This window comes from Bradyrhizobium sp. Y36, assembly GCF_002531575.1.
Lineage (GTDB): Bacteria > Pseudomonadota > Alphaproteobacteria > Rhizobiales > Xanthobacteraceae > Bradyrhizobium.
Genome location: NZ_NWTI01000002.1, coordinates 214,853 through 232,515 on the forward strand (window position 1 = coordinate 214,853; position 17,663 = coordinate 232,515).

Below are 17,663 nucleotides of genomic sequence, written 5' to 3' on the forward strand. Positions count from 1 at the left end.
GCGTTTTCTTTACCAGTCCGATCCTATCACGAGTACGCAATCGTGAACTCGGATGATGTTCAGGAATATAAGAATAATTCATCGCATCGCGCTGGCGGCGCTGCTGCCTCTCGCGACGCTCGCTGCGCTCGCCCTGTACGATATTTCCGCCAAATGGGCCGTGCGTTCGGAAATGGTGGCGATGCAGCCTGTCGTGGATGGCGTCGGCAAGTTGAGCGGCCTGGTCCACGAGCTCCAGCGCGAACGCGGACTGTCCCTGACCTTTCTGAGCAGCAAGGGCGCGCAATTGGGCGCCGAGCTCCAGCAACAGCGTCGCCGCACCGACGCGGGCCGCGCGACGGCGCTGGGCGCGCTGGCGGATCTTGCACGCGAAGGCAGTGGTCGACTCACCTCTGCAAGCCAGGCTGCGACCGAAGGCCTTGGGCGCCTGGATTCGCTACGCGCGCAGATCGATCGCCAGGCCATTGCGCCAGCGGCCGCGACGGGCGCCTTGACGGAGATCTTGGGGCGCCTGATCACGGTGGCATCAGGCATTTCCAAGCTTGCGACGGACGACGAGATCTCGCGGTCGATTGCCGCGCATGCCAATCTGGTGGAGGCCAAGGAACGCGCCGGCCTGGAACGCGCGACCGTCGCCGGCGCGATCGCCGCCGGACGTTTCGAGCCGCAGGCCTATGTCAGGGCGATCGGCCTTGCAGCGGCGCAGGACAGCTTCTTTGCCGCCTTCCGCGCGGTGGCCTCGCCTCATGCGAGGGACCTGTTCAGCGCGGAATTGTCGGGGCCTGCGATCGACAAGTTTGACGGCATGCGCAAGGTCGTCGAGCGCGGCGGGCTTGCGGGCGAGTTTGGTTCGCTTGACAGCAAATCCTGGTTCGATGCCGCCACGGCTCGGATCGATCTGCTGAAGAAGATCGAGGATGGGCTGGTGACGGAGCTCACCGGTCTGATGGCGAAGAAGAAGTCCGAAGCAACTCTCAGCCTTGGTCTTGTGACGGCGCTGTCCTTGCTCGCGCTGCTGACGAGCATGTTGACCGCGGCGATCATGGCGCGGGGCATTACCGTGCCGATCGGGCGGCTCGCCGGCACCATGACGCATCTTGCAGATGGCAAGCTCGACCAGCAGGTCGAGGGCACCGACCGCACGGACGAGATCGGAGCGATGGCGTGCGCGGTTCAGGTCTTCAAGGACAGCCTGGTCCGGAGTGTCGAGCTGAACGCGAGAGAGCGCGAGGCTGCTGCGCAGCGGGCCGCGCGTGCGACGCGAATCGACGAGCTCTCCAACCGCTTCGACGTGGATGTCACCGAGGTGATCGAGACCGTCATCTCCGCATCGTCCCAGTTGGAGGCGACCGCGGGCGGGATGAGGCGATCCGCCGGCCAGACCAGCGACGAGGCGGCGAGCGTGGCGGGCGTGACCGAGATTGCGTCGGCGAACATGCAGACCGTCGCTGCGGCCACCGAGGAATTGTCCAGTTCAGTCGCCGAGATCGGACGGCGCGCAACGCAGTCGGCGCAGATCGCGGAGAAGGCCGTCGCCGAAGGCCGGCGCACCAACGAAACCGTGCAGGGGCTCTCGTCCGCGGCGGAGAAGGTCGGCGACGTGCTCAAGCTGATCAACGAGATCGCGCGGCAGACCAATCTCTTGGCGTTGAACGCGGCGATCGAAGCGGCGCGGGCGGGGCAGGCGGGCAGGGGATTTGCCGTCGTGGCGGGCGAGGTGAAGAGCCTCGCCGAGCAGACATCCAAGGCGACCGACGACATTCGCGATCAAATCGCCGCCATCCAGGCCAGCTCCGGACAGGCCGTGAGCGCGATCCACGGCATCACGGCCACGATCGAGGAGATCAACGAGATCACCTCGTCGATCGCCGCCGCGGTCGTCGAGCAGGACGCCGCCACGCGGGAAATCGCCCGCAATGTTCAGGAGGCCGCGCGAGGGACCGGCGAAATCTCACGGAGCATCCAGGGCGTCAAGGTCGGTTCGAGCGAGTCCAGCGCCGCCGCCGGCGAAGTGTTCGATGCTTCCGAGGAGCTGACGCGTCAGTCGGAAAACATGCGTCAGTTCGTCGAGACCTTCATTCGCGCCATCAAGGCGGCGTAGGCCTCGTCCGCCTACGCCACCGGACGCGCCTCACTTGTACTCGCGCTCCGACCACCAGGGGAAATAGTCCGGCATGTCGGTCGAGACCTTGTTCTTGAACTGTGCGGGGCGCTTCTCCAGGAACGACACCACGCCTTCCTTCACGTCGTCGGAGCGGCCGCGGGCGTAGATGCCGCGGCTATCGATCTTGTGGGCCTCCATGGGATCATCAGCGCCCATCATGCGCCACATCATCTGGCGGATCAGGGCGACCGAGACCGGCGCGGTCTTCGCGGCAAATTCCTTGGCGAGCGCGCGGGCGGTCGGCAGCAGATCATCCGGCGCCACGACCTTGCTGACGAGTCGGCCGGCGAGGGCTTCCTGCGCCGGGAAGACGCGGCCGGAATAGCACCATTCCAGCGCCTGCGAGATGCCGACAATGCGCGGCAGGAACCAGCTCGAAGCGGCCTCCGGCACGATGCCGCGCTGGGAGAACACGAAGCCGAAGCGCGCGGCGTCGGAAGCGATGCGGATGTCCATCGCGAGCTGCATGGTGACGCCGATGCCGACCGCAGGGCCGTTCACCGCGGCGATCACCGGCTTCAGGCATTTGAAGATGCGCAAGGTCACCTGGCCGCCGCCGTCGCGCACCTGCGGGTCGCTGTAATCGACCTTGCCGTCGGCGAGGCGCTTCACCGGGCCGCGCCGCGCGTCGCGATCGAACGTGTCGGCGCCGGAGGAGAGATCGGCGCCCGCGCAGAATCCGCGTCCTGCGCCCGTCACGATGATGGCGCGGACATTGTCGTCCTTGTCGGCGGCATCGAACGCGTCGATCAGCTCGGACTGCATCTGCGCGTTGAAGGCGTTGAGCTTGTCGGGCCGGTTCAGCGTGATGGTGAGGATCTGCTCGGCGACCTCGTATTTGATCGTCTCATACGCCATGGGTGGTTTCCTTCCGTGGGATTCTTGGCCCAATTCTGTCATTGCCGGGCTTGACCCGGCAATCCATCTTTTCAAAGACGATGGATGCGCGGGTCGAGCCCGCGCATGACGAATTGTGCAGTGACGCTAATGCTGCGTCTTGTGTGAAGGCGGCTTCGGCCAGGGCTTCTGCGCGCCGCGCAGGCCCTCGAACGCCTTGGCCATGCCGAGCACGCCGATATCGTCGAAGCGGCGTCCGACGATCTGTACGCCGATGGGAAAGCCGTTGGAATCGTAGCCGCCATTGAGGGAGACCGCCGGATTCTCCGACATATTCCACGGCACGGTATAGCAGATGTGCTCGAACGGCCTCATGGGATCGTTGGTGGGCGAAGCCCAGTCCGCCGGATAGTTCACGTTCGGCGCGGTCGGCGAGATCAAATAGTCGAGTTCGCAGAACAGCTTTGATGCGGCGGCGCGGATCGCCATGGTCTGGTTGAATCCGCGGATGACATCGACACCCGATAGCTTTGCGCCCGATGCGCCCCATTTGAAGATGTAAGGCAGCACCTTGGCCTGTTCGGCCGGCGTCAACTTCGACAGATCGTCCCACATCCGCGCGCGCCAGAAATTGTCGAGACCGTCGAGCATCTCGCGCGTCAGGATGCCGTCGACCTCGGTGACGACGCTACCCGCGGATTCAAACGCCTTCGCGGCTTTCACGGCAACGTCGCGAACGGGCTTTTCCGCCGGCAGGCCGACGCCGGCATCGAGCATCAGGCCGATCCGCAGCTTCCGCGGGGATTTTTCCAGCCCCTTCCAGTTGAGCGGCTCGGCCGGCAGGCTCATGCCGTCGCGCCGGTCGGGCTTTGCGATCACGCTCATCATCAGCGCGCAATCGTCGACGGTGCGGGTCATGGGACCGGCGACGCGGCCGACATAGGTGGGGTCGATCGGCACGCGGCCGAAGCTCGGCTTCAAGCCGACGAGGCCGCACCAGCCTGCGGGCAGACGCACCGAGCCGCCGATATCGGTGCCGAGGTGCAACGGGCCATAGCCGGCTGCAGCAGCAGCACCTGCGCCCGCGCTGGAGCCGCCGGGATTCTTGGAGAGGTCCCAAGGGTTGCGCGCGAGCGCGTGAAAACTGGAGAGTCCGGAGGACAGCATGCCGTAATCGGGCATGGTGGTCTTGGCGAAGATGACGGCGCCGGCTTCACGCAGGCGCGCGGCGGGCGGGGCATCCTTCTCGGCCGGCACCAGCTTGACGCTGGCAGCGCCCAGCGGCACCGGAACGCCCTTGGTCGCGATGTTGTCCTTGACCGTCACGGGAACGCCGTCGAGCGCACCCGACGGCTCGCCGCCGCTCCAGCGCGCGGTCGAGGCCTTGGCAGCCTCCCGCGCGCCGTCGGGATCGAATGCATAGAGCGCCTTCAGATGCGGCTCCCACGCAGCGACATGCGTGAGCAGATCCTCCAGCACCTCGCTCGGCGAGAATTGCTTGGCGCGATAGCCCGCGATCAGATCGACCGCGGACAGATCGTGCAGCGAGGTGACCGCTTCCTCGGGGCTCTTCTTGTGCATTGCTAACCTACCGGCATCCGGGTCTCGATGATGCGGGCGAACATGCTGGCGCCGATCGGGAGGATCTTGTCGTCGAGCACGAAGCCGGGATTGTGCACCGGCACCGAGCCGTCATGGCCGACCCAGAAATAGGCGCCGGGAATGGTCTCCAGCATGTCGGCGAAATCCTCGCTGCCCATCTTCGGCTGGGCGCGGGTGATGACGTTGGCGGGGTCGACGATGGTACGCGCGACGTCCTCGACCACCTTGGACTGCTCGACCTGGTTGATCAGCACGCCGAAGGTGTCGCGGATATCGACGTCGATCACGCATTCGTAGGCACTCGCGATGCCGGCGCAGATGGTGCGGATGCGTTCGCTGACCAGGGTGCGAACCTCCTTCGAGAAGGTGCGGATGGTGCCGCAAAGATGCGCGTCACCCGGGATGACGTTGTAGGCCGAGCCGGCATGGATCTGCGTGATCGAGATGACGGCGGCCTGGAGCGGCTCGACGTTGCGGCTGACGATGGTCTGGATCGCCTGCGCCAGCGTGGTCGCGATGATCACCGCGTCCTTGGAGCGCTCCGGCATCGCGCCATGCGCGCCATAGCCGGTGATGCGCAGGTCGAAGAAGTCGGCGCTCGCCATCGCGGGTCCGGGCAGGATCGCGATCTCGCCGTGGTTGAGGTCGGGCGCGTTGTGCAGGCCGTAGAGCTCGTCGCAGGGAAATTTCTCGAACAGCCCGTCCTTGATCATCGCGCGTGCGCCGCCGAGGCCTTCCTCGGCCGGCTGGAAGATCAGGTGCACGGTGCCGTCGAAATTCCGGGTCTCGGCGAGGTAGCGCGCGGTGCCCAGCAGCATGGTGGTGTGGCCGTCATGGCCGCAGCCGTGGAAGCGGCCGGGGATCTTGGAGCTCCATTTCAGGTTGGTGTTCTCCTCCATCGGCAGCGCGTCCATGTCGGCGCGCAGGCCAATGCGCTTGCCTCCCGAGCCCTTGCCCTTGATGACCCCGATCACGCCGGTGCCGCCGAGGCCGCGATGCACCTCGATGCCCCAGCTCGTCAGCTTGTCCGCGACGATGCCGGAGGTGCGCACTTCCTCGAAGCCGATTTCGGGATGGGCATGAAGGTCGCGCCTGATGGCAGTGAGTTCGTCGGCAAAGCCGTCGATGCGCTCGAGTGTGGGCATGTGTTCCTGTCCGGTTAGCGTGAAGGGGGATTGAAGACGGGGCCGTTCGGCTTGATGCGGATACCCGGCCGCAGGCGGGTCCAGGGCAGCGACGCGGTGTCGGCCGGCATCGCGCCGGGCGCGGCGCAGATCATCAGCTTCTCCGCGATCGGCTCGAAATCGGCGCGGAAGTGCACGGAACTCTTGTTGACCAGGATCTTCTCCTGCGTCGGCTCGATCCCGACATAGCGGTACATCGCCTGGTCGGCGAGCTGCGCCTTGTGCGAGGACACGACGACACGGACGTCGCCGATGCGCAAGGCCGCGGAAGGACCCATTTCCATCTCGCGGCCGCCATAGTAGGGGCCGGGTGCAATGAAGCGTCCGTCGGACAATGTCTCGACGACAAAGGTCTCGGTGTAGGGCTCGTCGCCGGGAATGCCGGACTTGCCGCCGAGCGACAGCGTGACGGTGGCGCCGACGCCGGCCGCATGCGCGGCCTTGGCCGATTCCGGATCGTAGATCGCGCCGGTCGCGGCACTCGCCTTGTTGCGCACCAGCGCGCGCAGCATGCCGGTGGTGTCGGAATCGCCCCCGGCGCCCGGGTTGTCCTGGGTGTCGGCGATGATGATCGGCTTGCTCGCGCCCTTGGCAAGTTCCATGGCATGGCGCACGCCGTCGTCGGGTGACCAGATCTTGCCGTCGAAATCGTCCTCGTGGCTCTCGATCAGCTTGACGATCGCATCGGCCGCGCGATCGGCGTCTTCCTGCGTCCTCCCGTAGGCAAACACGCTCGGGCCGCAATCGCGGAAATCCGCGGCGGGGAAGCCGGGCGCGAAAGACAGCGTCGGAACCGCATCGCTCTCCAGCGCGGCGAGCTTGTCGTAGATGCCCTTGGTGGGCTGGTCGTTGGTGCATTGCCAGCTGATCGGAATCAGGAACGGCAGTTGCCGGAACGCCTTGGCGAAGCGTTGCTTGGTCTTCAGCAGCAAAGCGAGATGTCGCGCCGAAGCGCGGCCGGTCTCGGCCATGTCGACATGCGGATAGGTGCGGTAGGCGATCAGCGCATCGGCATGGTCCACCATCTCGGGCGTGACGTTGGCGTGGAGATCGAGGCTGGTGACCAGCGGAACGTCCTTGCCGATGACGCGGCGGACGCGCGCCAGGATCTCGCCTTCGCCGTCGTCGAGATGCTCGGTCACCATGGCGCCGTGCAGGTCGAGATAGACGGCGTCGATGGGGCCGGCGGCCTTGATGCCGTCCACCATCACCTTGACGATGCGCTCGAAGGCGTCCTCGGTGACATGTGCCGACGGGCTGGCGCCGCAGGCGATCGTCGGAACCAGTTCCCAGCCATTGGATTCGGCGCTGTCGACGAAACCGGCGAGGCCGACATTGATGCGCCGCATCACCTTGAGGACGTCGGCCCCTTCAGTCATCGCCGGCCAGCCGCCGCCGTGCTGGAAGTCCGCAAATGTCGCCTTTGTCGGGGCGAAGGTATTGGTCTCGTGCAGGAAGCCGCCGACGGCGATGCGTGTCATTCAATTCAGGTCCAGCGTTGAAAAGTGAGCGACGTTAGCCTTGGCCCAGAGGCGAGGGCAAGGCGGGACGCAGTCGCGCCGCGCATAGGGTCAAGCTGTTTTGGGAATGCTGCTCCGCCGTCATTCCGGGCTCATCGCTTCGCGATGCCCCGGAATGACAGGGATGAGTGTCGCTACGCGCTCGCCGCCACGCCGTCCGCCACCGGCCGGAAGTTCGCAAAGTCCCAGTTGCGTCCGGGAGCCGCATCCAGCAGCGCCTTGGTGTAGGCCTCCTTCGGATGCGTCAGCACTTCGGCGGCGGGGCCCTGCTCGACGACGCGGCCGTGCTGCATTACCACGACCTCGTCGCAGATTTGCGCCGCGACGCGCAGATCGTGGGTGATGAACAGGATCGCGATGCCGAGCCGCTTCTGGATCTCGTCGAGCAGGTCCAGCACCTGCGCCTGCACGGAGACGTCAAGCGCGGAGACCGCTTCGTCCGCGACCAGCACGTCCGGATCGAGCGCGAGCGCGCGGGCAATGGCGATGCGCTGGCGCTGGCCGCCCGAGAACTGGTGCGGATAGCGCGAGACGGCATCGGCGGGCAGGCCGACCAGTTCGAGCAGCTCGCGCGCGCGCTTGATCGCATCTGCGTGCGCGACGCCGTAGTTGATCGGACCTTCCGCGATGCTCTCGCCGACGGTGACGCGCGGGTTGAGCGAACGGTAGGGATCCTGGAACACGATCTGGATCTTCTGCCGGTGGGGCTGCAGCAGGCGGCGCGAGATGTCGGCGATCTCGCGGCCGGCGAGGCGCACGCCGCCCGATGTCGGGTCGATCAGGCGCACGATGCAGCGCGCCACGGTCGACTTGCCCGAGCCGCTCTCGCCGACGATGCCGAGCGTGCGGCCCTTGCGCAAGGTCAGCGTGACCTTGTCGGCGGCAACGACCTCGCGGCCTTTGCCGAAGAAGGCGCGTTCCTTGTACACCTTGCTGAGGTCGTTGGCCTCGAGCACGACGGGCTCGCGGCTTTCTTCGCGCGGCGGCCGCGGCACCAGGCTCGGCACCGCAGCGAGCAGGTTGCGGGTGTATTCCATGGCGGGGTTGCGCAGCACGGTGTCGAGCGGACCGGTCTCGACCAGGCGGCCCTGACGCATCACCGCGACACGGTCGGCGATCTCGGCAACCACGCCCATGTCATGGGTGATGAACAGAACCGCGGTGCCGTGCTCGCGCTGCAGCTCGCGGATCAGCGACAGGATCTGCTTCTGCGTGGTGACGTCGAGCGCGGTGGTCGGCTCGTCGGCGATCAGCAGCTTCGGCTCCAGCACCAGCGCCATCGCGATCATGATGCGCTGGCGCTGGCCGCCGGAGAGGCGGTGCGGATAGGAGGCAAAGATGCGCTCGACCTGGGGCAGGTGGACCTGCTCCATCATGTCGAGGATGCGCTTCTTGCGCGCCCTGGCATCGAGCTTGGTGTGCGCGCGCAGCACCTCGTCGATCTGGCGGCCGACCGGCACCACCGGATTGAGCGCCGTCATGGGCTCCTGGAAGATCATCGCCATTTGCGTTGCACGCAGTTGCCGCAGGCGGCGATCGGTCGCGGTGAGGATCTCCTCGCCGACCAATTTGACGCTGCCGCCGGTCGGTACCAGCGTGCCCTTCGGCAACAGGCCCATCGTGGTGAGCGAGGTTACCGACTTGCCCGAGCCGCTTTCACCGACGAGGCACAGCGTCTCGCGTTCGCGGACCTGGATCGAGATGCCGTCGATGATCTTGTGTCCGCCCGGCTTCTTGCCGACGGAGACGACGAGGTTGTTGATGTCGAGGATGGTGTTGGTCACGTCAGTTCTCTCCGCCGTCATTCCGGGGCGCGCGTTAGCGCGAGCCCGGAATCCATCGGGCCGCAGCGTCGGTGGTGAAATGGATTCCGGGCTCGCGACTTCGTCGCGCCCCGGAATGACTGAGTGGGGAATATCACTTGCCTTCCCGCTGCTTCATGCGGGGGTCGAGAGCGTCGCGGGCGGCGTCGCCGATCAGATTGATGCTGAGGATGGCGATCGAGAGCAGGAGGCCCGGCCAGAAGATCAGCGACGGCTTGATCTGGAAGTACTGGCGGCCCTCGGCCATGATGTTGCCCCAGGTCGGCGTCTCCGGCGAGATGCCGGCGCCGAGGAAGGAGAGAATGGCCTCGGTGAGGATGGCGCTGGCGCAGATATAGGTGCCCTGGACGATCAGCGGGGCGACCGTGTTCGGCATCAGATGCCGCCACATGATCTTCGGCAGCGACGAGCCGACCGAGATGGCGGCCTCGACATAAGGCTCCTCACGCGCCGACAGCACCACGGAGCGCACCAAGCGAGCGACGCGCGGAATCTCCGGAATGGTGATCGCGATCAGCACGGTCCAGATGCTGGCGCCGGAGAGCGAGACCACGGCGATCGCGAGCAGGATGCTCGGCATCGCCATCAGGCCGTCCATGATGCGCATCATCACGGCGTCGACCAGCTTGAAGAAGCCGGAGACGAGGCCGATCGCGAGCCCGATGGCGATCGACAGGATCGCCGAGCCGATGCCGATCAGGAGCGAGATGCGGCCGCCATAGACCACGCGCGACAACAGATCGCGACCATAGGCGTCGGTGCCGAGCAGGAATTGCGCCGAGGAAGGCTTCAATCGCTGCGACGGCGCAAGCTGAATCGGATCGTGCGGCGCGATCAGCGGCGCGATGATCGAGATCAGCAGAATCAGCGCGAGCAGCACCGTCGCCGTGGCGATGATCGGCGTCGAGGTGAGGAACCCGAAACGCGGCCGCAGCGGCGACGTGATCGGAATGGAGGACTGGGGAAGGGTATCGACCGACATGTTTGTTCTTAAATCCTTGCCTCAGTACCGGATCCGGGGATCGAGCAGGGTGTAGGCGACGTCGATCAGAAGATTGACGACGACATAGACCAGCGACGTCAGCAGGATCATCGCCTGGATCACCGGATAGTCGCGCGCCAGCACCGCATCCACGGTGAGGCGGCCGATGCCGGGAATGTTGAACACGCTCTCGGTGACGACGACGCCGGAGATCAGCAGCGCAAAGCCGGTGCCGATCACGGTGATGACGGGCACGGCTGCGTTGCGCAGCGCGTGGCGCATCATCACGGCGACCTCGTTGATGCCCTTGGCGCGCGCGGTGCGGACGTAGTCCTCGCCGAGCACGTCCAGCATCGCCGCACGCGTCATGCGCGCGATCAGCGCGATGTAGATGAAGGAGAGGGCACAGGTCGGCAGGATGATGCGCTCGAAGAACGGGCCGAAGCCGGCGCTGATGCTCTTGAAACCCTGCACCGGAACCCAGCGCAGTTCGATCGCGAACAGCTCGATCAGGACATAGCCGACCACGAACACGGGCACCGAGAAGCCGAGCACGGAAAGACCCATCACGAAACGGTCGATCCAGGTGCCGTGCTTCCACGCCGCGATCACCCCCAAGGGAACTGCGACGAGCACGGCGAGGACGATGGTGCACAGCGCGATCGAGATCGAGGGCTCGACGCGCTGGCCGATCATCTTCATGACCGGCAGATTGGAGATCAGGGACGTCCCGAGGTCGCCGTGCAGCAGCTTGTTCACCCAGGTGATGAACTGCACGATCAGCGGTTCGTTGAGACCGAGCGAGGTGCGGATGCGCTCCAGCCGTTCCGGGGTCGCGTTGTCGCCGGCGAGGATCGCGGCAGGATCGCCGGGGGTGAGGCGGAGCAGGAGGAAGACGAACAGCGCGACGACGCCCATGACGGGCACGGCGGCGAAAATTCGGCGAAGGAGATATCCGAGCAAGTTGGATCCGTCTGATTAGAGTCAAATCGGCCGGTCAGCCGTGATGGACTGTTCTGCCACCAGCCTAACATTTCAGCAATTCCCGTGCCATGAGGGCCACAGTTTTTGCAGTGCGGTCAGTCGCTGCCGCGAAGGCTGGTTCGAGCCTGTCATTCCGGGGCGCTTCGAAGACGCGAAACCGGAATCCTGGGATTCCGGGTTCGGGCCCTTCGGATCGCCCCAAAACTCAAAATCACTCCAAGGTCGCCAGCAGCCCCGCCATCAGCCGGCCGCGCTCGACCAGACTCTCGACCTCGATATACTCCTCCAGCGTGTGGCCATTGGCGCCGCGCACGCCCAGGCCGTCGAGCGTCGGGATGCCCATCGCGCCGGTGAAGTTGCCGTCGGAGCCGCCGCCCGAACTGGCGTGCGGTAATTCCGCGCCAAGAGATTTGGCAATGCCGCGCGCCTTTTCGTACAGCGCCATCGTGCCGGCATCCGGCTCCCACACTGGCCGCGTCACGCCGCGCGTCACCTTGAAGGCAACGTCGTTGGTCGTGCCTGACAGCGCCAGCATCCGCTCGACCCCGCGGTCGAGATCGGCCTGCCGTTTGGCCATGGAGAGCGCTTCGCCGGTGGCGGTCGTAGCAACGCAATTGACCCATTGGCCGCCATGCACGACGCCGACCGAGAAGGTGCAGTCCTCGGTCGTCATCGCGTCGATGGCAAGGATCTGCCGCGCCATCTCGCGGATTGCCGAGCGTCCCGCCGACAGTGTCGCACCGGCGTGACTCGGCCGGCCCGTCGCCTCGAGATTGAAACGCGCGATGGCGTAACGTCCGGTGGTGACGCCGTTGTCGGCGCGGCCGGGCTCGGGCACCAGCACATATTTGTTGCGCGCCGCCTCCGCCTCGATGATGTCGCGCGTCGAGGGCGTGCCGACTTCCTCGTCCGGCGTGAACAGCACGGTGATCGGCAGCGGCGTGGTGAAGGATGCGCGCGCCAGCTGCCGGATCGCTTCCAGCGAGAGGTAATTGCCGCCCTTCATGTCGTAGATGCCCGGGCCGTAGCACCTGTTGCCCTCGCGGCGCCATTTCAGCTTCTCGATGGTGCCGACCGGGTGGACGGTATCCATGTGGCCGGCGATCAGGATGCCGGGCTCGCCCTGCCTCGGATGCGGAAAGCGCGCGCGGATCACGCCGCCAAAGCCCTGCCGGCCGGCGATGCGTTCGATCGTCGCACCCATGATCGCCATATCCCGCGCCGCGATATCGAGCATGCGGTTGACCGCATCGGCGTCCCAGGTCGGGCTCTCGCACTCCACCCAGGTGCGCAGGCCTTCGAGCATGGCCTCGGAATCGAAGGGAAGATTGGCTGGATTCATCTGAATGTCTCTCAAGCTTCGAAAGATGGAACGCGCATTGCATCGCCGCGAGGCGAGACGAGCGGAGAGTGTTGTAGAGCTAAATCGATCCTTGTGGAGCCCGTGGCCGCGCCGCCAGGGCTTGCAGCGAAACCGGATTGACGCGCTCGGCACTGTCTGCAAGTCTCGAAAGATAAAGGCATTGCATGAGGTTAGTTCGCCCAAGGAACGAACCACATGCACAATCAATAACCCGCCTTTGAACAGTTTCACGTCAGGAGAAACTTTTTATGTTGCACTTCATGCGCCGGGGGCCTCGCGCGTTTGCCTCCAAACTTGCGCTGTCTGTCGTCGCGCTCTCGACGGCGCTCGCCTCGCCGGTGCTTGCGGCCGGCAAGACCATCACGGCGGTGATGCATTCGGATCTGCGCATCATCGATCCGATCTTCACCACGGCCTACATTACGCGTGACCATGGCTACATGGTCTACGACACGCTGGTGGCTCCTGATTCAAACTTCAAGATCCAGCCGCAGATGGCGGACTGGAAGATCTCCGACGACAAGCTCACCTACACCTTCACCCTGCGCGACGGCCTGAAGTGGCATGACGGCGCGCCGGTGACGGCGGAAGACTGCGTCGCTTCGCTGAAGCGCTGGGCCGCCGTCGACGGCATGGGCCAGAAGCTCATGGACTTCACCGCGAGCATCGAGGCGACTGACGCCAAGACCATCACGCTGAAGCTGAAGGAGCCTTACGGTCTCGTGCTCGACTCCATCGGCAAGCCGTCCTCGCGCGTCGCCTTCATGATGCCGAAGCGCCTCGCCGAGACGCCGCCGGACAAGCAGATCCCCGAGCAGATCGGCTCGGGCCCCTTCAAGTTCGTCGCGTCTGAATTCCAGCCCGGCGTGAAGGCGGTCTACGTCAAGAATACCGACTACGTGCCGCGCAAGGAGCCGGCGAGCTGGACCTCCGGCGGCAAGGTGGCGAAGGTCGACCGGGTCGAATGGATCACCATGCCGGATTCGCAGACCGCAGTGAACGCGCTGCAGTCGGGCGACATCGACTTCATGGAGAACCTGCCATACGACATGCTGCCGGTGCTGGAGGCGAACAAGGAGATCACCATCGAGGTCTCGAACAAGTTCGGCTTCCAGACGCTCGGCCGGATGAACTTCCTCTATCCGCCCTTCGACAACGTGAAGGTGCGACGGGCTGCTCTTCTGGCGATGAACCAGAAGGACGTGCTCGACGCGCTGGTCGGCAACGCCAAGTACCAGAAGATCTGCGGTGCCTTCTTCGTGTGCGACACGCCGTTCGCGACCGACATCGGTGCCGAGTCCCTGATCAAGGGCAACGGCATGGCGGAAGCCAAGAAGGCGCTCGCCGAGTCCGGCTACGACGGCACCCCGGTCGTGGTCATGGCGCCCGGCGACGTCACCACGCTGAAGGCGCAGCCGATCGTCGCAGCCCAGCTGCTGCGCGAGGCCGGCTTCAAGGTCGACCTGCAAGCGACCGACTGGCAAACGGTGGTGAGCCGCCGCGCCAGCCAGAAGCCGCCGAAGGAAGGCGGCTGGAACATGTTCTTCACCAACTGGGTCGCGGCCGACGTCTCCAACCCGATCGCCAATCTCTCGATCGGCGGCCAGGGCAAGAAGGGCGGCTGGTTCGGCTGGGCGGACGACCCCAAGATCGAGCAGCTCAAGGACGCCTTCGTCCGCGCGCCGTCGCTCGACGAGCAGAAGAAGATCGCTGCCGACATCCAGAAGGAAGCCTATGAGCAGGTGATCTACATCCCGCTCGGGCAGTACCTTTTGCCGAGCGGCTGGCGCAAATCGCTGACCGGCGTGCTCGACGGCCCGGCGACACCGCTGTTCTGGAACGTCGACAAGTCGGAGTAAGGGGGAGGCGGATTCACGAGCCTTCGCTGTATTCACCACGCGGCGCCGCTGTCACCAGCGGCGCCGTTGTCTTTTCCAGGTCTGCGCCGATCGAAAAGGCGTGAGGTCCTTAACCTTTTCAGTTTCCAGTCATTGCTATTTGTTTCAATCCTGAAATAGATGTGCCGTCCTCGCGCATCACTTTCCTTATCCCCTTTGATCCCGTGCCGATCGATCTTGCATTCCAGGCGATGGCCCAACGGTCCGATCGCGCGCCGGCGCGATGGCGGCGGCCTTTCCTCCGCTGGCTCGACGGCGTCGAGGCCGGCTGGGCGGTGCCGCTTCTCATCGCCTGCTTCGTTGCGGTCTGGACGCTTTATCTTGCCATCGCCTATGCCGGTGGCGGCCTGCACCCCGATACGCTGGAGGCCTGGACGTTGGGGCGGGATTTTGCCTGGGGCTATGCCAAGCATCCGCCGCTGATGGGGTGGGTCGCGGCGGCGTGGACCTCGGTCTTCCCGACCAGCGACTGGTCGCTGCAATTGATGGCGATGGCCAATGCGGGACTCGCACTGTTCTTCGTCGATCTGATCTCGCGGCAGTTCGTCACCGGGCACAAGCGCATTCTGGTGCTGCTGCTCCTGATGCTGACGCCCGCCTATCAATTCCACGCCCAGCGCTTCAACGCCAATGCCGTGCAGCTCGCGATCTGGCCGCTGGCGACCTGGTGCTTCCTGCGCGCGTTCGAGACCCGCGGTTCGCTATGGGCGATTGCGGTGGGGTGCACGACGGCGCTGGCGATGGTCGGCAAGTATTACTCGATTTTCCTCGTCGCGAGCTTCGCCTTTGCTGCGCTGGCGCATCCGGGGCGGCGCGTCTATTTCACCTCCGCCTCGCCCTGGATATCGATCGTCGTTGGGCTCGCCGCGCTGTCACCGCACATCCACTGGCTGGCGACAACCGGGGCCTCGTCCTTCACCTATGCGTTGGCTCACGCCAACGGCATTGCTGCGAGCTCGCTCAGCGAGGCCAGGACTTTTGTGTTGGGCCTGGTAGCGGCCATGGGCGTGTCGGCCGTGCTGTGGGTGCTGATCGCCGGCACGCGGCTGAAGCAGCTGCCGGCCGACTTCGCGGCCATGAGCCCGGGACTGCGGCTCCTGGTCTACGTTGCGATCGGCACGATCGTGCTGCCCGTGCTGACGTCGCTTGCGATGGGGACGGATCTGCCGTCCTTGTGGGCGTTGCAGGGTCTGTTCCTGTTCGTCGTTCCAGTGGTCTGTGGCACGCGCTACCCGATCGAGCGCTTCTACACCGTCAACGTCACCATGATCGTGGCCGGCGTCACGCTGGCTGCCGTCCTGGTCGCAGCTCCGATCCATGCCGTCCATCGCAACGATCACGGATATGAAGAGGGACGGAATCTCTACGCACAGGCGGCCCGCGAATTGACGCGCCAGTGGCGGGAGCTGACCGGCGAGCCGCTGAGTGCGGTGAGTGGTGATGGTTCGCTGGCTTTCGCCACCGCGTTCTACAGCCCGGACCATCCGAACAATGCGGGGCCCTTCGAGTTCGAAGATACGTTAGGCTTGCCCAAGGCCGCGCCCGAGCGCGGCATGGCCGCACTTTGTTTCCGCGACCAGGACATCTGCATTCATTGGATGGGGTGGGTGTCCCGCCGCGTCGGACATGTCGTCCGGCGCGAGTTTACCGTGCAGGCGTCGCTGTGGGGCCGGCCGGGTCTTGCGCGGGAGGTGGTCGTGCTGATGGTGCCGCCGCAGGACAAAGCGCCGGCCAGCGCGGCGGATGAATTCAGCGCCAACCGACGGGGGACCGAGTAGGCGTCGTGCTCAGCAGTGGCTGTCGCGCACCTGCTCCAGGCCCTCGCTCGCGAAAGGCGTTGGCAGCGCGGCCTGTCCGAGGCCTGGCTCGGAACGTTCCGCCGTCTGCGGTTCGACGTCAGCGTGATCTTCGCGGTGTTCCAGTTCCATCGCAGCGGCCCTTCAAAATTGCTGCACGACAACATCGCGGCCGCCGGGAAGTTCCTCAGCCGATGGGACGATGATGCGGCTTGAACAGCCGTCCCTTCTCCACCACCAGCACGATCGCGAGCGCAGCGAGCGTCGACAGGAAGAAGCCGACCGAGAACGGCAACAGCGTGCCGTCGAAGCTCTGTCCGATCGCCATGCCGACCACGATCCCGATCAGCGTCGTGATCGAACCGTAGAGCGAGGAGGCCGTGCCGGCGATGCGACCCTGCGGCTCCATGGCGAGCGCGGTGAAGTTCGCGACCATCATGCCGAACGAGAACATCATCAGGGCGGAGAGCACCATGAACAGGCTCAGCGGCAGCATGCCGAGGCTTTCCGTCAGCAGCATTACGCCGGCGACGGCCGTGTAGAGCACCAGCGCCCCGTGCGAGATCACGCGCATGCCGAGCCGCCCCACCAGCCTCGCATTGAGGAAGCCGGCGACGGCGGTGCCGGCCGCAATCGCCGCGAAGGCGAGCGGGAAGTAATGGCCGAGGTGATAGACGCCGGTGAAGACCTGCTGGGCGCAGAAGACATAAGCGAACAGCGCGCCAATGACGCTGCCTGCGGCCGTGGCATAGCCGATGGTCTGGCGATTGGTCACGGTCTGCCGGAACGCCACGAGCACGTCGGCGGGCGCCAGCGACCGGCGTCCGGACTCGGGGAGGGTTTCAGGCAGCCGCAGCACGCACCATGCAAGCGCGAGCAGGCCGTAGAGCATCAACACCACGAAGATGCCGCGCCATGCCGTTACCATCAGCACCGCCTGTCCGAACGAGGGCGCGATCACGGGCACCGCGATGAACACCATCATGGCGAGCGACATCACGCTCGCCATGCGGCGGCCGACATAGCAGTCGCGCACGATCGAGGTCGCGATCACGCGCGTGGCCGAGGTGCCGAGCCCCTGCAGCGCGCGCGCCAGCAGCAGCGTCTCGAACGAGGGCGCCGCGACCGCCAGCACGCTCGCCACCGCATAGACCGCCATGCCGCCGAGCAGCACCGGCCGGCGGCCGAAGCGATCCGACAACGGGCCCATGATGAACTGGCCGGCGCCGAAGCCGATCAGGAAGGTCGACAGCACCAGCTGAAGATGGTTCGCGACGGGAATCTTGAACGCCGACCCGATGTTGGGCAGCGCCGGCAGCATCATGTCCATTGCAAGCGGATTCAGCGCCATGATGGACGCGATCACGATGACGAATTCTGGAAAACCCATGGGACGGTGCCCGGAGGACACCCAGGAGTCGGCATTGACGTCGGACAAGCAGCTCACCTTCTGAAATCGAGCGACTTTATCCATTGTTTATGTTGCGTTGCACAACCCATGTTTCGGGAT

General features: G+C 65.4%; 13 protein-coding genes. 4 read left to right on the forward strand and 9 right to left on the reverse strand.

Going from position 1 to position 17,663, the window contains the following annotated elements:
* The first annotated feature begins 52 nt into the window (after positions 1-52).
* The gene (locus CO669_RS04510) at positions 53-2,101 is read left to right on the forward strand and encodes a methyl-accepting chemotaxis protein (protein WP_245444157.1); all 2,049 of its coding nucleotides are present in this window, start codon (positions 53-55) and stop codon (positions 2,099-2,101) included.
* Positions 2,102-2,131: 30 nt separating this feature from the next.
* On the opposite strand, the gene CO669_RS04515 is transcribed toward CO669_RS04510, so the two are convergent.
* The 8 genes from CO669_RS04515 to CO669_RS04550 all read right to left on the reverse strand — a co-directional run bounded on the left by CO669_RS04515 (position 2,132) and on the right by CO669_RS04550 (position 12,438).
* On the reverse strand, positions 2,132-3,022 hold the full coding sequence (locus tag CO669_RS04515) for a crotonase/enoyl-CoA hydratase family protein (RefSeq protein ID WP_097658371.1): 891 nt from the start codon (positions 3,020-3,022) through the stop codon (positions 2,132-2,134).
* A 126-nt stretch (positions 3,023-3,148) separates the two neighbouring features.
* Positions 3,149-4,582: an amidase gene (locus tag CO669_RS04520; RefSeq protein ID WP_097658372.1), complete on the reverse strand. Its 1,434-nt coding sequence runs from the start codon at positions 4,580-4,582 to the stop codon at positions 3,149-3,151.
* Positions 4,583-4,584: 2 nt separating this feature from the next.
* Positions 4,585-5,748: a M20 aminoacylase family protein gene (locus tag CO669_RS04525; RefSeq protein ID WP_097658374.1), complete on the reverse strand. Its 1,164-nt coding sequence runs from the start codon at positions 5,746-5,748 to the stop codon at positions 4,585-4,587.
* 14 nt (positions 5,749-5,762) lie between these two features.
* The gene (locus CO669_RS04530; RefSeq protein WP_097658376.1) at positions 5,763-7,268 is read right to left on the reverse strand and encodes a M81 family metallopeptidase; all 1,506 of its coding nucleotides are present in this window, start codon (positions 7,266-7,268) and stop codon (positions 5,763-5,765) included.
* A 173-nt stretch (positions 7,269-7,441) separates the two neighbouring features.
* On the reverse strand, positions 7,442-9,091 hold the full coding sequence (locus tag CO669_RS04535; RefSeq protein ID WP_097658949.1) for an ABC transporter ATP-binding protein: 1,650 nt from the start codon (positions 9,089-9,091) through the stop codon (positions 7,442-7,444).
* Positions 9,092-9,224: 133 nt separating this feature from the next.
* Positions 9,225-10,112 (reverse strand): ABC transporter permease, encoded by an 888-nt coding sequence (locus CO669_RS04540; protein WP_097658378.1) that lies wholly within the window; start codon positions 10,110-10,112, stop codon positions 9,225-9,227.
* Between the two features lie 21 nt (positions 10,113-10,133).
* The gene (locus tag CO669_RS04545; RefSeq protein ID WP_198963831.1) at positions 10,134-11,075 is read right to left on the reverse strand and encodes an ABC transporter permease; all 942 of its coding nucleotides are present in this window, start codon (positions 11,073-11,075) and stop codon (positions 10,134-10,136) included.
* A 232-nt stretch (positions 11,076-11,307) separates the two neighbouring features.
* Positions 11,308-12,438 carry a M20/M25/M40 family metallo-hydrolase gene (locus CO669_RS04550; RefSeq protein ID WP_097658380.1) on the reverse strand — a complete coding sequence of 377 codons (1,131 nt, stop codon included), beginning with the start codon at positions 12,436-12,438 and terminating at the stop codon, positions 11,308-11,310.
* Between the two features lie 269 nt (positions 12,439-12,707).
* On the opposite strand from CO669_RS04550, the gene CO669_RS04555 reads away from it, so the two are divergent.
* From CO669_RS04555 to CO669_RS35600, 3 genes are all read left to right on the forward strand, one after another.
* Positions 12,708-14,318 (forward strand): ABC transporter substrate-binding protein, encoded by a 1,611-nt coding sequence (locus CO669_RS04555; RefSeq protein ID WP_097658401.1) that lies wholly within the window; start codon positions 12,708-12,710, stop codon positions 14,316-14,318.
* A gap of 230 nt (positions 14,319-14,548) precedes the next feature.
* The gene (locus tag CO669_RS04560) at positions 14,549-16,135 is read left to right on the forward strand and encodes a glycosyltransferase family 39 protein (RefSeq protein WP_097658951.1); all 1,587 of its coding nucleotides are present in this window, start codon (positions 14,549-14,551) and stop codon (positions 16,133-16,135) included.
* 15 nt (positions 16,136-16,150) lie between these two features.
* Positions 16,151-16,369, forward strand: coding sequence for a hypothetical protein (locus CO669_RS35600; protein ID WP_158228736.1), 219 nt, complete (start codon positions 16,151-16,153; stop codon positions 16,367-16,369).
* Here CO669_RS35600 and CO669_RS04565 read toward each other — a convergent pair.
* Entirely contained in the window at positions 16,341-17,591 is a 1,251-nt protein-coding gene (locus CO669_RS04565; RefSeq protein ID WP_097658410.1) for a multidrug effflux MFS transporter, read from the reverse strand. The genes CO669_RS35600 and CO669_RS04565 overlap by 29 nt on opposite strands.
* Between the last annotated feature and the right edge of the window lie 72 nt (positions 17,592-17,663).